20 protein-coding genes are annotated in these 18,863 nt (G+C 41.9%); 6 read left to right on the top strand and 14 right to left on the bottom strand.

Annotated elements, in window-relative coordinates:
* Window positions 1-165 precede the first annotated feature (165 nt).
* The 6 genes from FRE64_RS04490 to FRE64_RS18180 all read right to left on the bottom strand — a co-directional run bounded on the left by FRE64_RS04490 (window position 166) and on the right by FRE64_RS18180 (window position 4,915).
* The gene (locus tag FRE64_RS04490; protein ID WP_186708965.1) at window positions 166-723 is read right to left on the bottom strand and encodes an IS630 family transposase; all 558 of its coding nucleotides are present in this window, start codon (window positions 721-723) and stop codon (window positions 166-168) included.
* A 35-nt stretch (window positions 724-758) separates the two neighbouring features.
* A complete protein-coding gene (locus FRE64_RS04495; protein ID WP_146294724.1) occupies window positions 759-1,793 on the bottom strand; it encodes an IS630 family transposase in 1,035 nt (344 codons plus the stop codon).
* A gap of 200 nt (window positions 1,794-1,993) precedes the next feature.
* Window positions 1,994-2,203 (bottom strand): hypothetical protein, encoded by a 210-nt coding sequence (locus tag FRE64_RS04500; RefSeq protein WP_146294860.1) that lies wholly within the window; start codon window positions 2,201-2,203, stop codon window positions 1,994-1,996.
* 129 nt (window positions 2,204-2,332) lie between these two features.
* A complete protein-coding gene (locus FRE64_RS04505) occupies window positions 2,333-3,181 on the bottom strand; it encodes a TniB family NTP-binding protein (RefSeq protein ID WP_146294861.1) in 849 nt (282 codons plus the stop codon).
* A 2-nt stretch (window positions 3,182-3,183) separates the two neighbouring features.
* A complete protein-coding gene (locus FRE64_RS04510) occupies window positions 3,184-4,794 on the bottom strand; it encodes a Mu transposase C-terminal domain-containing protein (RefSeq protein WP_315862642.1) in 1,611 nt (536 codons plus the stop codon).
* Window positions 4,778-4,915 carry a hypothetical protein gene (locus FRE64_RS18180; RefSeq protein ID WP_315862643.1) on the bottom strand — a complete coding sequence of 46 codons (138 nt, stop codon included), beginning with the start codon at window positions 4,913-4,915 and terminating at the stop codon, window positions 4,778-4,780. Before FRE64_RS18180 ends, FRE64_RS04510 begins: the two co-directional genes overlap by 17 nt.
* A gap of 410 nt (window positions 4,916-5,325) precedes the next feature.
* On the opposite strand from FRE64_RS18180, the gene FRE64_RS04515 reads away from it, so the two are divergent.
* Together FRE64_RS04515 and FRE64_RS04520 are read left to right on the top strand one after the other, a co-directional pair.
* Window positions 5,326-6,642 carry a glycoside hydrolase family 15 protein gene (locus tag FRE64_RS04515; protein ID WP_146294862.1) on the top strand — a complete coding sequence of 439 codons (1,317 nt, stop codon included), beginning with the start codon at window positions 5,326-5,328 and terminating at the stop codon, window positions 6,640-6,642.
* A 56-nt stretch (window positions 6,643-6,698) separates the two neighbouring features.
* Window positions 6,699-8,099: a slr1306 family protein gene (locus tag FRE64_RS04520; RefSeq protein ID WP_146294863.1), complete on the top strand. Its 1,401-nt coding sequence runs from the start codon at window positions 6,699-6,701 to the stop codon at window positions 8,097-8,099.
* Between the two features lie 13 nt (window positions 8,100-8,112).
* On the opposite strand, the gene galE is transcribed toward FRE64_RS04520, so the two are convergent.
* Window positions 8,113-9,102: a UDP-glucose 4-epimerase GalE gene (gene galE, locus FRE64_RS04525; RefSeq protein WP_146294864.1), complete on the bottom strand. Its 990-nt coding sequence runs from the start codon at window positions 9,100-9,102 to the stop codon at window positions 8,113-8,115.
* Window positions 9,103-9,208: 106 nt separating this feature from the next.
* On the opposite strand from galE, the gene FRE64_RS04530 reads away from it, so the two are divergent.
* Window positions 9,209-10,135 carry a DMT family transporter gene (locus FRE64_RS04530; RefSeq protein WP_146294865.1) on the top strand — a complete coding sequence of 309 codons (927 nt, stop codon included), beginning with the start codon at window positions 9,209-9,211 and terminating at the stop codon, window positions 10,133-10,135.
* Here FRE64_RS04530 and FRE64_RS04535 read toward each other — a convergent pair.
* From FRE64_RS04535 to FRE64_RS04550, 4 genes are all read right to left on the bottom strand, one after another.
* Entirely contained in the window at window positions 10,115-11,020 is a 906-nt protein-coding gene (locus tag FRE64_RS04535) for an AAA family ATPase (RefSeq protein ID WP_146294866.1), read from the bottom strand. The two genes, FRE64_RS04530 and FRE64_RS04535, sit on opposite strands and share 21 nt — an antisense overlap.
* Window positions 11,021-11,070: 50 nt before the next feature.
* A complete protein-coding gene (locus tag FRE64_RS04540) occupies window positions 11,071-11,979 on the bottom strand; it encodes a bifunctional riboflavin kinase/FAD synthetase (RefSeq protein ID WP_146294867.1) in 909 nt (302 codons plus the stop codon).
* A gap of 123 nt (window positions 11,980-12,102) precedes the next feature.
* Entirely contained in the window at window positions 12,103-12,600 is a 498-nt protein-coding gene (locus FRE64_RS04545) for a DUF427 domain-containing protein (RefSeq protein WP_146294868.1), read from the bottom strand.
* A gap of 313 nt (window positions 12,601-12,913) precedes the next feature.
* Window positions 12,914-13,654, bottom strand: coding sequence for an RNA-guided endonuclease InsQ/TnpB family protein (locus FRE64_RS04550; RefSeq protein ID WP_146294869.1), 741 nt, complete (start codon window positions 13,652-13,654; stop codon window positions 12,914-12,916).
* Between the two features lie 364 nt (window positions 13,655-14,018).
* Here FRE64_RS04550 and FRE64_RS04555 point away from each other — a divergent pair, with 364 nt between their 5' ends.
* Both FRE64_RS04555 and FRE64_RS04560 read left to right on the top strand, forming a co-directional pair.
* The gene (locus FRE64_RS04555) at window positions 14,019-14,375 is read left to right on the top strand and encodes a hypothetical protein (RefSeq protein WP_146294870.1); all 357 of its coding nucleotides are present in this window, start codon (window positions 14,019-14,021) and stop codon (window positions 14,373-14,375) included.
* Window positions 14,376-14,448: 73 nt separating this feature from the next.
* Window positions 14,449-15,891, top strand: coding sequence for an LCP family protein (locus FRE64_RS04560; protein ID WP_315862644.1), 1,443 nt, complete (start codon window positions 14,449-14,451; stop codon window positions 15,889-15,891).
* 1 nt (window position 15,892) lies between these two features.
* On the opposite strand, the gene argB is transcribed toward FRE64_RS04560, so the two are convergent.
* Genes argB through FRE64_RS04575 form a run of 3 tightly spaced genes read right to left on the bottom strand, consistent with a single transcriptional unit; the run spans window position 15,893 to window position 18,165 of the window.
* The gene (gene argB, locus FRE64_RS04565; RefSeq protein WP_146294871.1) at window positions 15,893-16,792 is read right to left on the bottom strand and encodes an acetylglutamate kinase; all 900 of its coding nucleotides are present in this window, start codon (window positions 16,790-16,792) and stop codon (window positions 15,893-15,895) included.
* Window positions 16,793-16,799: 7 nt separating this feature from the next.
* Window positions 16,800-17,360 carry a shikimate kinase gene (locus FRE64_RS04570; protein WP_146294872.1) on the bottom strand — a complete coding sequence of 187 codons (561 nt, stop codon included), beginning with the start codon at window positions 17,358-17,360 and terminating at the stop codon, window positions 16,800-16,802.
* Window positions 17,341-18,165: a hypothetical protein gene (locus FRE64_RS04575; protein WP_146294873.1), complete on the bottom strand. Its 825-nt coding sequence runs from the start codon at window positions 18,163-18,165 to the stop codon at window positions 17,341-17,343. The genes FRE64_RS04570 and FRE64_RS04575 overlap by 20 nt, the downstream gene beginning before the upstream one ends.
* 129 nt (window positions 18,166-18,294) lie before the next feature.
* Here FRE64_RS04575 and FRE64_RS04580 point away from each other — a divergent pair, with 129 nt between their 5' ends.
* A complete protein-coding gene (locus tag FRE64_RS04580) occupies window positions 18,295-18,852 on the top strand; it encodes a methylmalonic aciduria and homocystinuria type D protein (protein ID WP_146294874.1) in 558 nt (185 codons plus the stop codon).
* The last annotated feature ends 11 nt before the right edge of the window (window positions 18,853-18,863 follow it).

Genomic DNA, 18,863 nt, shown 5'->3' on the forward strand with positions numbered 1-18,863 from the left:
TACTTGCTAAAGCGGATAACTCTTTTTGCGAAGGCGGTGGATTAAATCGAAACTTTTCCCAGCGCGAGATAACCGCGCCCAAACCAGTCTCCTTACCTAACATTGTCGGTGTTAGGGTATTTTCCCGACGAAACCGTCCCAAAAAGTGATACCATTTCTAAAAACCTACACTACAGTAAGAGCTTTTTGTAGGTAATCCCAATTGGTTAGAGAGATGATAGTTTTCGGTGTAATTTTCGTTAAAATAGTTCTTACTTCTTTCTTAAGCTCTTCCAGTTCTTCATATAAGTTCCAACTTAGTTCGTCTTTAATATATTGCCAAAACCTTTCAATTGGGTTTAGCTCTGGACTAGCTGGCGGTTGAAATAGTAATAAAATGTTTTCGGGAATTTTTAAGTTTTTACTTTGATGAAATTTCCCTTGATCCAATTGAATAATATTCAAACAATTCGGAGAGTGTTTAGACACTTGCTCTAAAAAGACTTGAAAACAATCACTATCTAAGTGAGAAAATTCTAGAAAGAAATTATCTCCACTACTTGGCTCAATTATTCCATACAAATAATAAGCGACAAATTCCCATTGCACCTTTCCTATTGGCTTAACTCCATGAGCTGTAATTCTTTTTCTTTCAATTGTCTTTAATCCTAATCGCGTTTCGTCTTGACACCAATACCTAATTTTTCGACTTTCTTTCCTTTCCATTTCTTCCAGCCATTTCACTGCATTTATTAATCCGTGCAGGAAATAGTTAACACCTAAAGGCCAGCATATTGAACTGGCTGAGCCCAAAAATAACGACTAATACGTTCGGGACATTTCTGAAGACTGTATAAATAAGAGCGAACCCTTTTCATGAGTTCATTACGATTACGGGGTCTTTGTCGTCTCATAGCATTGCTTTTAATGTCCTGATTGAGAAATTCATCGGGATTTCGTTCTGGGCTGTAGGGGGGAAGATAAAACAGTTCCAATTCATCCTGATGTTGAGCTACCCATTGTTGAACTTTACGGGAGCGATGTACTGGGTGGCGATCTACAATCAAAAAAACTTTGTTTTCCCTGGAGCGAATTAATCGGCGTAAAAATTCCAAAAAGACATCGCTATTAAATCCCCCTTGAAATACTTGAAAGCGTAGGGTTCCTCGATTGGTCAGGGCGGAAATTAAGTTGCAACTGAAACGTTGCCCAGTTCCTTCTACAATTGGCGTTTTCCCTACCTCAGACCAACAAGTCCCTGCTTGATGGTCCGAACGCAATCCCATTTCATCACCCCAATGAATCTCAGCTCCTTCCTGCTGTGCTCGCTTGTGAATCGCTGGATATTCATGAGTTAACCAATGCTGAAGCTGGTGAGGACATTGCTCACGAGCGCATTTGGCAGGCTTTTGTGGAGACAGTCCCCAACGACGCAGATAACGACCAATCGTCGTTTGAGAAAGAGTAATTCCCCAACATTGTTCAATGAGCTGAGATACGGCTTGTCGAGTCCAGAGAGTAAATGGCAGTTGTAGTTGTTCTGGGCTGTAATCCCGAATGAGACGAGTAATTGTCGTTACCTGCGATCGCGCCAAGGTAGGATGCTCACGACGACCTTGTTTACAAGCTTTGAGAGCTGTCTCACCCCCACGACGGTAACGTTGCACCCACTGATTAACTGCTGTACGAGTAACTCCAAACTCTTGGGCCACTTCTCCTTGAGAACGTTTGTTCTCAATCACTGCCATGACCGCCCTTTTACGGATTGCTTGTTGAGCTTGAGGGGGTAAACTCCGAGCGTCTTTTAATTGCATATAGAAAACTGCCGTACTTCACTTTCCCATGTTAACTATTTAGCGCACGGATTAATAGCAAATTAGGAAGTTTTTTTTTGAAGCCTTCTGCTTCTTGTTCATTCTTCTTGGCTGAGCTTCGTCTAGGAACTTTCAGTTTCGCTTTTAGTTTATATTTCACCAAATGGTATAGCGTTTTATAGTTGAGGAAAATCTGGTAATTATCTTCTAACCATTTTTGGATTTCTCCGAATAGTTACCCGATGCACTCCTAAATAAGTCGCTAGATGAGTCACTGTTTTTACTTCACCGGTTTTTAGCAAATATAAACCTTGCATTTTCCGAAATTTTGAAAGCTCTTTCTGCTGGGTTTGAAGTTTTTTCAGTTGTGAGGGAGTTTCTTGAATGACGCATTGATAGTTAACTCTCATGGCACTTAACTCCAAGTCATTTTACTTCCGAGGCATTGTAGCATAAGTTATCAGAGATGGTATGACTAATGCTCTCCCCATCATAGGGATCAATCACAAATAACCAAGGCTCAATATCCGTTATTTCCATCAACGATACTCTCCCGCCACTTCTTCCAGAGTTTCTTTATCGATCTTCCCTAATCCCTTCTGCAATGCTCGAATGGCTGCTTCTCGTAGAATCATATCTAGTAAACCGATATAGCCTCCCGTTGCTTCTCCTAGAATCTTCAGGGTTGATTTACTGCTTAAATTAGAAGCCACAGGCAATTGCAAAACTTTCTTTTCCCAAAGATCGACTGTTTCCTGAAACTCTTTTCCTGATAGCTTTCCAAAACGATAACAAGCGCGAAACCGATTATAAACCTGTTCATCTCGCTTGATAACTGTATCTAAGTGATCGGTTTCCACTAAAACCACTGATATTCCCAACTGATCAAAAATATCCCGAACATCAGCAAAGGTTTTTGGTTTCAGGCGATCTGCTTCATCAATAATCAGCATTTCCACGCCACAACGTTTTAACACCTGCAAACTTCGAGAACGAATTTCCCCCACTGTTCCTTTTACCATCTTGTATTTCAGATGTTCGATAATGGTGCGAAACAACTCTCTTGCAGGGCATTCTTGAGGAGGCTGAATATAAACAACGGGTACACTTGGGGGTTTTCCAACTTCCTGAGTGGGTTTATGTCGCAACCGATAGGCATTACAGGACATAGTTTTTCCTGTTCTTGATTCCCCAACTACCCGACAAGACTGTCGAGAATGACGCTTTCCTTCTAACCAGTCATGGAGTTTTTTAACTTGCTCCAATTGGACTAAACTCCGTCCTCGTAAACGTTCGATTTCTGCTTTTAGATCAGCACCTACGCGATCAATGTTTCCTAATTGTTGAGCAACATTTTCTGCTTCTGTATTTGCGTTAGTTTTTCCCATTTTTACCACCCGTAATTTTCTAACATTTCGTCGTAGTCCAACACTTCTACTTCTTCGACAAGTTCTTCATTTGGAACAACTGTTTCCCCTTCTGCTTCTTCCTCGATTTCTTTCGATGTAGAATTAGCAGTGGGAGTTAGTAACTCTGCCTGTTCTTCCTTCTGGCGTTCCTTTTTCGTTTTCTTCTCTTTAACAAACTGATCGCGATCGCGCACCTCTTCACTAATAGAATGATTGCTGAGTGTCTTTCCAGCGTTACGAAGTTTCCGACTCATTGCTTTTGCTTCATCAAGGGATAAGTGTTCTGTTTCCCAATCCGAGGCAAAGGCACGAGTTAAGAAAACATCTTCATTCCCTTCCTTGCGATAAACCAAAAGCCTTGTAATATCATTAGGGTCATAACGCAAAGTGACATTCTCCCCAACATAACCCTCTAGATGCTCTCCTCGATACATCAGGTTCTCGAACTGTAAATACCCTCCCCGTTGAACTCTGCGCCGAGTTTGCTTCATTAAACAGATATCCAACTCGCGTTCAGAGCGTAACTCAGGCATAGCAATCAATCCCGACTCCCATCGTTGAAAACGAGTCTGTTCTCCCATTCGAGCATCTATTTGTTGGTTATAACGATCCACGATATATCGAACGAATAATTGTTCTAAATCTCGCAGCGTTAAACAAGCCTCCTTTTCGGCATCTTTGGGACGCTCTTGAACATTTGAGCCAGTATATCCTCTTAACGTCGAAAAGAATTCTGTATTAAAGGTTTTAAAGGGACGTTCAACAATTCCGCCTTCACTGGGACGATCGCGCAGATGGCATACAAACCCTAACTGTGCCGAAATTTGTTGGAGATGGTTAGAGCGAAAATCCTTACCGCCATCAGTGAAGAAATGCTCAGGTTTGCCATACGTTCCCCATGATTCGTGGAGTTTATATTCTGCGCCGTATCGTTTGGGTAGCATTGCATGACGCAAGGCTAAAGACACCACTTGAGAACTTGGGGCATCGTAGCCCAAATGAAACCCAACAATACAACGAGAATAAGTATCAATAACTGTTGTCAGCCAGGGACGACTCAGAATTTCTCCGTATTTATCAACCAGTAAAATATCAGCACGAGTATGGTCACACTGCCAAACATGATTACTATACTCAACAGATAAATCCTGTCCAGCACGAGTTTTTACAGATAATTGTGAACCCCGCCAGCCAGGAGAACGAATACTCTTTTTCTTTTCTTGTGCTTCTATGACTGGCTCAAGAACACGATAAACTGTCATGTGACTGAGAGGTTTTAAGCCCAATTCTTTGGCTTTAATTGCAGTACGGAGATAAACTTGCTTGCGGGTCATGCGCTTGCTTCCTTTATTCCCCTCTTTATAGGTCTTGAGAATAAATTCTTCTAAACGAGAATCAATGCGATGATCTCCTTTATCGGAACGTTCCCCAGTAGATAAAGCACTTAAACCTTCTTCTTCCCATCGCTTTACCAGCCGTTGAACCGTTCGCACTGACTTTCCTAACTTTTGGGCTGCATCTTTTAATTTCTTACCATAGGTAGCGCGATGCGCCGAAGGCGCGTGACGCTTCGCGTCAATCGCAGGGTTCAAGAAGACTTTGAATAATCTCCAGCTTGAGTTTCGCTTCCTCTGAAAGTTCTTCAGAAGGAATAACAGGAAAAGCTGGTTTCTCCTCTTGGGTATTAGATGATGAGGTTAGTTGTTCCTCCATTGCACAATTTTGATTAATAATACATTTATGTTTTTATAATTTAAGCCTAACACGAACAATTGGATTCGACGACAAATTTCCTGTGAATTTACAGTAAAATTATGCAAAATCCCAGAATCAGGGAAATGACAATTATTTTGTGAAAAGTCAGGAAAACGACATCGAATTTGTGAAAGCCCGTGAGGAGGATTCTTTAAGGTTATAGTAATGTTTAAATTGCGGTAATCCCTGCGCCATGACTCTATCTGAAGTGTTTAAAAAGCCGATGACATAAATTTGTTAAGACGACAGATAATTAGTTACTGTACATGAAGCTTTCCTCAGATAGGGAGAATATGGAGGTTTATACGCCCCGTCTGGCGTTAGGATTAGTCGTAGGATTCCCGCTTATCTCGCTAAACCATTGAAGAATGCTTATTATTCATAACGAAGAATTACTAGACTTAATTCGTTCTCATTATTCTCCTGTTGATATTGAAAATATATTGGTGCGACTTCTTGAAAAAGAAGCCCTTACATTTCCCCGTTTAGAGAATGGTTTGTTCCCGGCAGCAGAATTAGATGAGGAAACAGAATATACAGGATACTCTAATGTTTGGGTACGAGATAATATTCATGTTGCCCATGCCCATTATGTCTGGGGAAAAACAGATATTGCGGTACAAAATGCCCAAACCTTGATGGCATATTTTACCAAGCATCGATCGCGCTTTGAAAAGATTATTGATCAACCTCCCCTAGCAAAAAATGTCATGAATCGTCCTCATGTTCGATTTAATGGCAACACCCTTGAAGAAAACCCTGAAAACTGGCCCCATGCCCAAAATGATGCCTTAGGCTACTTTTTATGGTTCTATTGTTTCTTAGTACGAGAAGGATGGATTAGTTTAACGGAATTGGATGTAAAAACCCTCGCGTTGTTTCCTCTCTATTTTCGCGCGATCGCGTTTTGGCAAGATGAAGATAGTGGTCATTGGGAAGAAACTCGCAAGATAGAAGCCTCTAGTATTGGCACAGTGGTAGCAGGATTAAAAGCACTAAGACAACTGAATCTCAATGCTAATTTTATTGCCCATTGCTGTGAGTATAATGGCGAAGTTATTACTCCTCGCTTATTAGATGAGTTAATTGAAAAAGGCAATATTGCCCTCAATCAAATTCTCCCGGCTGAATGTATCCAAAAGGATCCCAAGAAACAACGAGAGTCTGATGGGGCGTTATTATTCTTAATTTATCCTTTAGGTGTCATCTCCGATGCAATGGCAGAAAAAGTGCGCGATCGCGTTTTAAATAACTTAGAAGGGAAGTATGGAATTAAACGGTATTTAGGCGATTCGTTTTGGTTTCCTAACTACAAAACCCTCTTAAGCCAAGAGTTGCGTACTGCTGATTTTAGTAATGAAATTGAAAAACGAGATGCCTTTTTAAAAGAAGGACAAGAAGCCCAATGGTGCATTTTTGATCCCATTGTTTCTGTTATCTTTGGGCAAGATTATCAGAAAACTAAACATCCAGAAAACTTACAGCAGCAAATCCATTACCTGAATCGTTCCCTTGGACAAATTACAGGCAAAAACAGTGAATTTGGCGCTTATAAATGTCCCGAGTTGTATCATATCGAAGGGGAAGAATATGTTCCCAGTGATGCCACGCCACTATTATGGACACAAGCTAATTTAATTATTGCCTTAAAAATGATGGAAGCCAGTTTAAGCAACCAGCATTGATTCTAGACCAAAATGGCTTAGGATATTAAGAAGGTGTTGTTCTTTAGGGAGAAATTATGGCGGTGCAATTGAAAAAACCCATTTTAATCGGTGGTGTTGGTTTATCTTTCTTGTTGTGGATGGGATCAATGCTTCAAGATACCTTAATGGGGGTTGGAGAATGGGGCATCCCAAGCGCGATCGCGCTAGGAACAGGTCTGTGGTTATGGCAATCACGAAAAACGCCTCCCACAGCACCCAAAGTTTTACCTAAAATTGACCAGAAGGTAGTAGAAGCGGAAATTCACAAAGTACAAACCATTCTGGAGAAAATTCAAGAAGAAGACTCAGACACTGATCCTTCCTACCTGCAAAGCCAGCTTAACAGCCTCTGGGAAAACCTCAACCGTGATTCCCTTAACCTTGTCATCACAGGGGGGAAAAATGTGGGGAAAACCAGCCTAAAAACAACCCTAGATCTTCCCTCCCATCACCTGAGTGAAACCTCTCCCCTTTATCAAAATGACAGTAATCTAGAAACCATCCAAACCACCGCCCTCACTAGCGAAGTTGTGATTTTTGTTGTCAATGGCGACATCACCGACTCCGAATATCAAACCCTTCAGCAATGGAGTCAACAGCAACAAAAACTTCTAGTCGTCTTTAATAAACAAGATCAATATTCCCCTGAAGAACAAGCCATTATTTATCAACAATTAAAAACGCGACTGACTCCGCTTATTTCCGAGAAGAATATTATCACTAGCACCGCTTCCCCTAACCCCATCAAAGTGCGAAAAGTCAAAGCTGATAATAGCCATGAAGAATGGGAAGAAACCCCATCTCCTGAGGTAGAAACTTTACAGACACGCTTAAATACGATTTTGACAGAAGAAAGACTAACCCTCCTGTATCAAAGCACCTGGCGTAAAGCCCAACAGTTAAAGTTAGAAGCAAAAACGATTCTTAACGAAATTCGCCGTCAACGCGCCCTTCCCTATATTGAGCAATATCAGTGGATTGCCGCTGGAACCGCTTTTGCTAATCCTGTGAGTAGTTTAGACTTACTAGCAACTGTCGCCATTAATACTCAGTTAATTGTTGACTTAGGCAAAATTTACCAGCAAACGTTTTCCTTTTCCCAAGCCCAGACTGTTGCAGGAACCCTCGGAAAACAGATGGTGCAATTAGGATTAGTTGAATTTTCCACCCAAGCCGTAACAGGAATCTTAAAAACGAATTTTGTCACTTATATTGCTGGGGGAACCGTCCAAGGTTTAAGTGCCGCCTATCTGACTCGTATCGCTGGATTAAGTTTAATTGAGTATTTCCAAGAACAAGAAATTAATGACACCACCCAAGTAAATCCGAATCGCCTACAAGCTAAATTACAAAAAGTGTTCCAAAATAATCAGCGCACCGCTTTGTTAAAAAGTTTAGTCCGACAGGGGAAAGAACGGCTATCACTGCAGGGCTAACTTTCCTGTTGCCTCAACCATGTCGCTTTTGATGCCATTGCCAGGCATGACTGAGAATTTGGTTTAACTCATCATATTGCGGTGTCCAACCCAATATTTGCTTTGCCTTGTCACTACTGCCAATTAAGGTTGGGGGATCTCCAGGGCGACGTTGGGCATCTTCCACAGCAAACTCTTTTCCCGTAACGGCTTTGGCAGTCGCAATCATTTCTTGTACAGTAAACCCATTGCCATTGCCTAAATTAAAAATCTCACTATTTCCGCCCTGTAGCAAGTATTCTAATCCCAAAACATGAGCTTGGGCTAAATCGGTTACATGAATATAGTCTCGAATACAAGTGCCATCGCGAGTGGGATAATCACGACCAAAGATTTTAATAGCTTTACGTTTTCCTAGAGCAGTGAGTAAAATCAGGGGAATGAGATGAGTTTCTGGGTTGTGATCTTCTCCTGTTCGCCCCTCAGGATCTGCCCCTGCCGCGTTAAAATACCGAAAAATAACGGATTTCAAATTATAGGCAGTATCAAAGTCTTTAAGGATACGTTCCACCATTAATTTACTCGCACCATAGGGGTTAATGGGGTTTTGAGGGTGGGTTTCGGGAATGGGAATTATCTCAGGAACGCCATAAGTGGCACAGGTGGAAGAGAAAACAAATTTGTTAACCCCTGCTTTTTGCATTGCTTCCAGTAAAGTGAGCGTTCCCACAACATTATTGTGATAATATTTGGCAGGGTTCTCCACTGACTCGCCCACATAGGCATAAGCAGCAAAGTGCATGACAGCGGAAATGTCTCGGGTTTGAAATAGTTGCTCCAGCAGAGAAGCATCGCAGGTATCTCCAACTACTAATTCTACCTTGAGTTGCTTTTCAACCAGATCACGATGGCCATAAACGAGATTATCGAGAATAACAACCTGATAGCCTTTTTCTTTTAAGGAAAGAACGGCATGAGAACCAATATAGCCCGCACCGCCGGTTACGAGAATGGTAGATGACATGGGAGGTTAATGAATGAGGGATAAGAAATAGTATAAACGCTAAGATCAATGATCTGTTTTCTTTGATTGTTCCTTATTGTTTATTGTTAATGGAAGATTGTCAATTATGCTTGGTCTTTTGGTGATGCTATTGGCGGCAATTTTTCTGTCAATTCAGAATGTCATTGTCCGTCTTTTTTTTGAAGGGACTGCTGAACTGGGAGGGGTTTTAACCTCTAATTTTGAGCATACTGTCCTATTTTTGCAGGTTAGAACCTTTTTTATGTCGCTCGCGATCGCGTTACTGGCCTGGCGTATTTATCCCAAGGTTTTTCTCGAAATTAAAAACAGTGGTAAACAGTTACAATCCCCAATTCTCTGCGGTGCTATTTACTTTTTTACCGTAATTTTACTCTATTTGGCCATTGGCAATCTTCCTGCTGGAATCGCAATTACCCTCTTTTTTGTCCATCCCGCGATCGCGCTTTTATTAGGATGGTGGTTCAATCAGGAGAAACCCACTTTTTTCCGTTGGCTGATTATTACTGGGGTAATTTTAGGATTAATTTTAGTTACCCCCAACTTACAAGCAGATTTATCATCGCAGTTTATTTTTGGAACTTTATGTGCCTTAGGGGCTGGCATAGGGTTTGCCCTATATGCCACTAGCGCCCAGAGAGCGTTAATCCATTTTCACCCCCTTTCCTTTTCTCTAGTAACCTTTACCCTGCTTTTTGTTTTCTCAAGTGTGACAGTGTTACTGATGGGGATAGAAATTCCCAGCACTAGGTTACTTCCAGTCATTTTATGGAGTTTAATCTCAGGGTTAGTAACAGTAGGCGGATTAGTCTTTACCAACCTCGGTATCCGTTTAGTCGGCGCACCTACTGCCTCGTTAGTCGGCTCAAGCGAACCTGTTTTAACCACAGTTCTAGCCTGGCTACTTCTACAAGAAAATCTAGAATTAAGACAAGTTGCAGGAATGATGCTGGTTACTCTCTCAATATCAGGATTGGGAGTAGAAAAACAAGTATCAAGTTTCCACAGGAACTGATTGTAAAAGCCGATCAATAATCATTCTCTCTTTCCGTCCGCCAGTGGTCATTAAACGGTGAGAGAGAACATAGGGAGCAAGAAATTTAACATCATCAGGGATGGCGTAGTCTCTTCCTTCTAAAAAGGCAAGAGCTTGGGTAGCCCGTTGTAGAGCAACTGCACCTCGTGGGCTAATCCCTAAAGTAACATCTTCATCCTCTCGGGAAGCCCGAACCAGATTTAAAATATATTGTTGTAGAGGCGTGGCAACTTTCACTTCTAGAACTTGCTTTTGTAATTCTAAGAGGTCTTTGGGGGAAATTGAGGGTTGTAAATCTTCTAAGTTTGTTCCTTGGCGCTGTAGCATTTGTAACTCTTCTTCGGCAGTGGGATAGCCTAAACTTAGAGAGATGGCAAAGCGATCCATTTGTGCTTCAGGAAGCGGAAACGTTCCTTGATATTCCACAGGGTTTTGGGTGGCGATAACGAAAAAGGGTTTTCCCACAACACGAGTTTCCCCATCAACAGTAACCTGCTGCTCTTCCATCACTTCTAAAAGGGCGGATTGGGTGCGAGGAGTCGCCCGATTAATTTCGTCAGCAAGAAAAATATTGGCAAAAATTGGACCTGGAACAAAATCAAAAATTTGATCGCGCTGATTCCAAACACTGGTTCCCGTTACATCAGAGGGAAGTAAATCTGGAGTACATTGGATGCGTTGAAATTTTCCGTTAATGGAACGAGCAAGGGCTTTTGCTAATAAGGTTTTCCCGACTCCAGGGACATCTTCTAGTAAGATATGACCCCCACTGAGAAGGGCAACAATCACAAGACGAACGGAACTCTCTTTGCCAACAAAGATTTGTGCGATGTTATCAGTTAGGTGTTGAATGTAGTCTCTCATGAATTGGTTAATTGGTTATTCCCTGTCTCCCTTACTGTATCTTCTCTTGATCATTTTCGAGAAATTGCTTGTTCACAGTCACGATTAATTTGCGCTTTTAGCTCATCAAGGGAAGAAAATTTTTCTTCTGGGCGCAGGAATTGTTTCATAGCGATACTGAGACTATGAGAATATAGATTGCCACTCCAGTTTAAGAGATGAACTTCAATTGTCGGATGTTTGCCGTTAACGGTGGGACGCATCCCAATATTCATAACTGCGGGATGAGGGTCAGTAATCGGAAAAGTGGAACTAGTTACTTCCACTGCATAAACGCCGTAGCGAGGAATAAGTTTGTTGTGGGGTGGGGTTAAGTTAGCTGTAGGAAAGCCAATGGTGCGCCCGCGTTGTTCCCCTGTGGTGACAGTTCCGGTGAGGTTATAGGGTCGTCCTAAAAGTTCATTAGCGAGGCTGATTTCCCCACTATTTAGGCAAGCACGAATTCTGGAACTACTAATGCGTTGCTGTTGGTTACTTTTTAGGGAAATAATGTTAACTTCGATACTTTTTGTGAGCGCGATCGCGCTTAAATCTTGGGCAGTTCCCTTTCGCTGATAGCCAAACCGAAAGTCCTCCCCCACACTAATATAATGGGGGTTAAGTTTTGCGATTAAAATCTCTTTGACAAAGGTTTCAGGCGAGAGAGAGGCAAGTTCCTGATTGAAGGGAAGTAAGATCAGCTGTTCTACGCCAAGGGCTTTGAGATAGCTGATTTTCTCTTCTAATGGGGTTAACAGGGAACAACGTTTGCCACTAAAGTATTCTCGGGGGTGAGGCTCAAACGTGACAACAGTTGAACGAACAGGTTGTTGTAAAACGGGTATGATAACATTTTGGTGTCCACGGTGAACGCCATCAAAGTTACCGAGCGCGATCGCAGTCGGCGTTAAGGCTCGTTCTAGATCTGAGGTAATCCACACAGGTTTCCTTGCTTTCCTCCTTTTAGATTAGATTCTATTCAGGCATTAAAGAGCAGAAATCCCCCCATTTTGGGAAAATTTGGTTACAATTAACCTCGGCTTACAGAAGCATTATGGGCTTAATTACCATCCCCAAGTTCCGGGAGCACCCTTAAAGGGACCAACAATCTCACTGGTAATCCAACCCCCATAGAAATCTCCTTCTTGAGATTGCACTTTTTCCCCATCCACATAACAGGCTTCCATTTTAGCGGGATAGAAAGCAAAATAGCCTTTAATATCTGAGTAGCGTGAACTGGGGTTAGGATAATCCCAAACAGCATTAATTACTTCTTGATCTCCCACTTTTAGCGCGTAATAGCGGGCTTTTCCTTTCCACTCACAGAAGGTTTGATGATTAGTTTGGGTTAAATATTCCTGTTTCACATCTTCAGCAGGCACATAATATACAGGAGGATGACTGGTTTCTAACATTCTCAGGGAATTTTTGGTATCAGCGATAATTTCCCCATTAAAGACCACTTGAATGTGTTTTGACGAGGATTCGAGACGCGGGGGGCGCGGATAATCCCAGACTGACTCTTGTCCTGGTTTTGGTTCAATGCGTTGACGATTAAACATAGCTTTGGCAACAGAGGATTGGGTTCAGCTTTTAATTAATTTAACAAATCGCGATCGCGCTCTAGAGTCACGTAATATCAAATGGATAAATGTTTGCTACAGTTTGCTTGGGGAAATAGGGAGACAAGGGAGACAAGGGAGACAAGGAGACAACGTGAAAAAATTACTTATGTGTAGCATGAATTAATCAATTTCATATTAGAAGCTTTTAGAACCGCGATTACTTATCGTTTTCTCAAATGGATGCAAGAGAATTGGGACGTATTTGTGGCTTATAAAGCGAGCTTTGGCTACATTTTAGCTTAAACTTCGTTTAAGTCCCGCTAATTTGCTTTTGGTGTTTTTTCCATCTGCGAGAGGCTTTTACCTTTCCTTTTTCTGGACGGCGTTTTCGTCGAAGGTTTTTGGAAAGTTGATTGACTTTTTCTTGAGCTTTGGCTTGGGATTTAGGAGCTTCGATGAACTCACCGTTAGAAGTGGCAACAGCCACCTTACACCCAAAATCCAAACCGATTGCGCCAAAACCAGTATCTCTGGTTGGTTCGCACTGAACTGTGATGGAAGCATACCAGTTCTTTCCATCCCAAAAGATAGTACAGGTATTAGGAGTTCCCCAAGTTCTGGCCTGACCTCGCATTTGGATGGTTAAGCCCAAGTCTTTAAGCTCAAGATAGCCATTTTTCCCGTCCGAGTGTACTTTCCAACCTGCTTGATCTGGGTAAGTCCATCCTCGATAACGTCTTCTTGCCTTAAACCGAGGGTATTTCCCTAGTCCTTTGAAAAAGCGTTGAAATCCAAAGTCAACCCTTTTTAGAGTGGCTTGGAGGGTATGACTCCCAAATTCCTTATACTCAGGTAATCCCTCCTTAAACTCAGGAAGACTATTTTGTTGGTCAAAGTAATTAACCGAGTTGCCAAACTGCTTATACTGCGTCTTCCGATGGGAAAGTGCAGCATTATATAAGTCGCAGTGACCTTTTCTCGCATAATGGAGTTTATTCTCTGCGGACTTCTTTGGGTACAGTTTGAAGGTGACTCGACGGGTTGTTACCATAATCTTTATCTTGTAACTTACAAAAACATTACATGACAACCAGAAAAAAGATATTCCAAGTTAGGTTATCGAGCGAAGAACAAGACAAATTAAGAAGGTTTGCCGAGAGTAAAGGATGGAGTCAGGCGCAAGCAGTAAGAGATTGGATTAGGAGGTTACCTCAAAAATAAAAGGATGTCTCAAGGGATCGAACCTTTCGACAGCCGCGCTTGAGTTCAATTAAGAGCCCCACAACTAAAGCAAGGGAAATTAAAGGTGGTTGTGGAGGCAATAATTTTAAAACTTTATTATCAACTTATCTGCGATTTTTATCCGAAAAATGGATAGAGTTGTTAAACTTTTGTTAGTTATCAACTAAATCACGATGAAACCTCATCCTTCAGCAACTAAACTAACCCTTTACCTCATTCCAATTTTCGGGGTTATTCCAGCCTTGTGGCAAATTTACCATTCGGAACAGGGAACTTTTGAAGAACGACAAGTGAGTCGTTTTGCAATTGTTCTTGCTTTATCTTGGTTAATTACCTATAGTTTATTAGGGGTAGGTGGAGAGGTGAGTCCCTCTCTCATCTGGTCAGTTCGTTTTCTTTACCTTGATGCTCTAATTACATCTGGCTATTTTATTACTTGTTTAGTTTTAATGATTCAAACCTGGCGAGGAAACGTTCCCAATCTCCCTGCAATGAAAGCGCTAGCAAATAAGCTCTTTCGCTCTCATTGAGAATAATATAGAAACAATGATCATCATAACGCTCGTTTTTTGTAAAAAAAGCCTCTAAAATAAATAAACTAAAGTGAGTGTGAGGAAGCCTGTGCAAGTTCAAAACTCAAAACCATCCAGCAGACCCAAAAGGACTTATCCTGTCAAAAAAAAGAAGGAGAAACAGCGATCGCGCTCTCCCCATTGGTTTTTAATTGGTTTAGGTCTATCTGGAATTGCAATGCTTTCAGCAACCGCAGGTGCTTTTTTAGCCATTACCCTCGGTTCTACAAATGCAATTAATAATGATAGGACAGCTTCTGATGATGACCCAGAGTTTTCACGAGAAGAAATTACCAATACCCCCCCTCTTCAACTACCGAAATTAAAACAACCAGTTAACCTGCTTGTATTAGGAACCAAAGTTTTAAGTTCAGATTTAGGGGAGTCTCCTCGAGAACTTGGTTATCATAGGCTAGTTCATGACTCCTTTGATGGGGCAACGGATGCTATGTTCTTGGTTCGGTTTGATCCAGAAGCTGACAAAGTAACCATGTTGTCTATTCCTAGAGATAGCAAAGTGGACTTACCAGGACATGGCACGGTTAAAATTAATGCCGCTAATCGCTATGGAGGTGCTGGAGCCAGTGCGCGAGCGGTGAGTAATTTACTCGGTGGCGTTGAAATTGACCGTTACATTCGTGTCAACGTGCAAGGGGTAGAACAGTTAGTGGACGCTTTGGGAGGTGTAGATATGTATGTTCCCAAAGACATGAGGTATCGCGATGATAGTCAGCGTCTTTATATTGATTTAGAACAGGGTGAGCAAACTCTAGACGGTGAGGAAGCGATGCAGTTTATCCGTTTTCGTCAAGACGAATATGGTGATATTGGACGAGTGCAAAGACAGCAATTACTGCTACGAGCAATGGTTCAACAAGCCCTCAATCCCTCGACCCTCACCCGAATTCCTAATATATTATCTGTGATTCGCTCTAACCTTGATACGAATTTAGGAAACAAAGAAATGCTTGCTTTAGCCAGATTTGCCTCCAATAGAGATGATGAAAATCTGGAAATGTTGATGTTACCAGGAGAATTTGAGGATGTGGTAGAAAACCGCAATGGCCGAAGAATCACCACCAGTTACTGGCTTCCCCATAATCGTCGCATTGAACAAATGATGGCGCGTCATTTTGATGTAGAATCTAATCGCCTTAGCAGCAGTAGCAGTGATGAAGTTTCTCCTCGGATTCGGATTGCTATTCAAGATAGCACAGATAATTCTGAAGCGGTGAGAGGGGTGGCAAGAGATTTAGAAGATGATGGCTTCCGTAATGTTTATGTGGCTTCAGATTGGTCACAACCTTTAGAGACAACTCGCATTGTGGCTCAAACGGGTAATGTAGAAGCAGCCAAAGCTGTGGCTGAGGTTCTCGGAGTCGGAGAAGTACGAGTAGAAAGTACGGGGGCGCTAGATTCTGTGGTTAGTATCCAGTTAGGTGAAGATTGGTGGGAAAAACAGGAATCAGAATAGCCTAATAGTGATATTGAGACCCGACGATCATTGAGCCAATCCCTTCGTCGCTAAAAATTTCCAAGAGAATGGAATGGGGAATACGCCCGTCTATGATATGGGCGGCTCTTACCCCTTGAGCGAGGGAACGAATACAACATTCTACTTTCGGGATCATTCCCCCTTGAACAACTCCTGTTGCAATTAACGATCGCGCTTCTGCAATCGTCAGATGGGTAATGAGACTAGAGGGGTCAGTATAATCCTTGAGTAAGCCAAGGGTATCGGTAAGTAGAATCAGTTTTTCTGCTCCTAATGACGCAGCAATTTCCCCTGCTACAGTATCAGCATTAATATTATAGGCTTGTCCCGTTTCATCAGAAGCAACGGTAGAAATGACAGGAACATGACCTGTTTTAATGAGGGATTCCAATAGGTGAGGATTAATGGTGCTAACTTCTCCTACAAAGCCAATTCCTTCTTCACCGCGAGGGCGTGCTGAGATCAGATTGCCATCACGACCACAAATGCCGATCGCGCTTCCCCCAGCTTGATTAATTAACTCTACTAATTCTTTATTCACTCGCCCCACTAACACCATTTCTACCACATCCATGGTGTCAGAATCAGTGACTCGTAGCCCGTTTTTAAACTGCGGTTCAATGCCCAATTTCCCTAGCCAGCTATTAATTTCGGGGCCACCCCCATGAACAATAATTGGACGCATTCCCACACAGGATAAAAACACTACGTCCCGAATGACCTGTTTTTTCAGGGCTTGATCTTTCATCGCAGCGCCCCCATATTTAATCACAATGGTTCGTCCCGCAAATTTCTGGATATAGGGGAGGGCTTCACTGAGAATGCGGACTCGTTGGGCTTCTTCTTGGTTAATCGGTTCGCGATCGCGCTGGTTTACCATACCTCTCTTAACTAGCTGAATTTTGTGATTTTACCACAGTTGGAATTTCCTGAATCATTCGTGACGCGATCGCGCTTGGAGATTCATCTGCATGAATATTAATCTGTAAGTCAGCTTGAGCATACTGAGAATAGCGTTCTTCTAATAGCCTTTCTAAAGTTTCTCGTGGGTTTGCTGTTTGCAATAGAGGGCGACTTTCATCTTGAGCGAGTCGTTCCATGAGTAGATCCACGCCAGCATTGAGCCATACCACTAACCCCTGTTGCAAGAAACTCCAATTTTCTGGCTTAAGAATAATTCCTCCCCCAGTGGCAATCACACTGCGAGTATAAGTGGATAACTCCTCCAATACCTTAGTTTCTAACTCCCGAAAGTAAGTTTCTCCCTGTTGGGAAAAAATCTCAGTAATCGGTTGTCCTTGGATTTTTGTAATTAAATCATCAGTATCTAAAAAGCGATAAGAGAGTTGTTCTGCTACTGCTTTGCCAACAGATGTTTTTCCTACTCCCATCATTCCAACTAGATAAATATTTAAGCCTTGTAATAAATTAGCGTTGTTCTTTGTCATCCTCTTCTAAATCTTCTTCTTCCTCATCCGGTAAGTTCCATAAAGGAGGACGAATTACACGATAGTTCGCCTCATAAACTTGGGATGATCTTGGCTCATCCGTATAGGCATTGTCATCATCATTTTTATCATTTTCTGAGTCATCAAATTCCTCATCAGTTTCCCGATAACGATAAGAATAAACAGATCCTTCCTGAGGTGAGGTTTCTTTAGGAGTTTGGGGGCGCTCATAAATATTTCTTGTGGTGTCCGGTGGCGAATAGAGAGTTTCATCATCCTCCTCATCATTATTACTAGGAGGCGGTGGATTAGGGCGACGCGGGGGCTGTTCAATATCCCATTCCTCATCAATTTGATTCCAATCTTCTCCTGTTAGGGGTAACTCCCAATCATCATCATTTTTATCATATTGAAACGCCTTAGGATTAGAAACCCCATAACTAGCCCGTTCCGAAGTATTATAAGAACTTTTTTCTTCTGATTGGTAGCGATTGGGATTGGCTACTCGATAAGTGGTGTCTGGTGGGTTAGGTGAATCAGGTTCATCATCTGGATCGTCTGGATCATCCCAGTCACGCGATCGCGATTTCGGAGGCGGATAAACCCCTAATAACAGTTGCAGAATGAGACTGCTTAAAAGACCAGCGATCGCGCTTAAAACCAGCCACAATCCCACAGGAAGGCTAACAGTTTGCGTTCCAAAAAATACTAAAGAGAGAACCGGAGAAGTATTCTGTAGAAAAAAAATCCCTCCGCCCAGAATCATAACTCCCAAAATCACTAATATAAGTTTGCTATTTTTCATAAAAAAACTTCATCCAAATATTTTCATAACTAGTTCTTAATCCCAATTTCACAAGCACTTGACTAGCAATTTTTATCATAAGATGTCAAACTATAAGTAACATCCTCTATAATGATCGCAGTTAAAAAGATGGCTTATTCCTCAGTTCAACTGCCAAAAATTACACCAGTTCTTACCTTGTTGCCTGAACCAAAATCTCCCTTAGAAGTTTACATCTGTGAACCCACTCCTTTTGTGCAAGACAATCTAGAAAAAATGCTACCTGATTGGACACTGCCAAGAGCTTGGGTTGTGATTATTCTTCAAAAAGCAAGGTTCCCCTTATTAACTTGCTCCCATATTGTAGAACAAGAAAAACAGCGGTTGCGAGAACGGTTTATGCGCTTTGGGGTAGAAGTTGCCTTTGATATCAAAGAACAAGGAGAACTTGCAGACTTGATTGATCCCCGCAGTGGACAACCCTTACTTTCCCATCCTGGTGTTTTATGTCATGATGATGTAAAAGTAGTTTCTACCTTACTCGGTTTTCATACTGCTCCGGGAGATTGCATGAGACTTTTTCATCCCCAATGGGGAAATGCTGTCTATCCTAGTATTATTTTATCCTCTGCTACCCCTAAGACAACAGCTACTTTGATCAAAACTGCCGCTCAACGTTTTCAATGGCAAATCAATTCGCAAAAGTAGATGCTTAAAAA

The sequence above is a fragment of the Euhalothece natronophila Z-M001 genome (genome assembly GCF_007904085.1).
Lineage (GTDB): Bacteria > Cyanobacteriota > Cyanobacteriia > Cyanobacteriales > Rubidibacteraceae > Halothece > Halothece natronophila.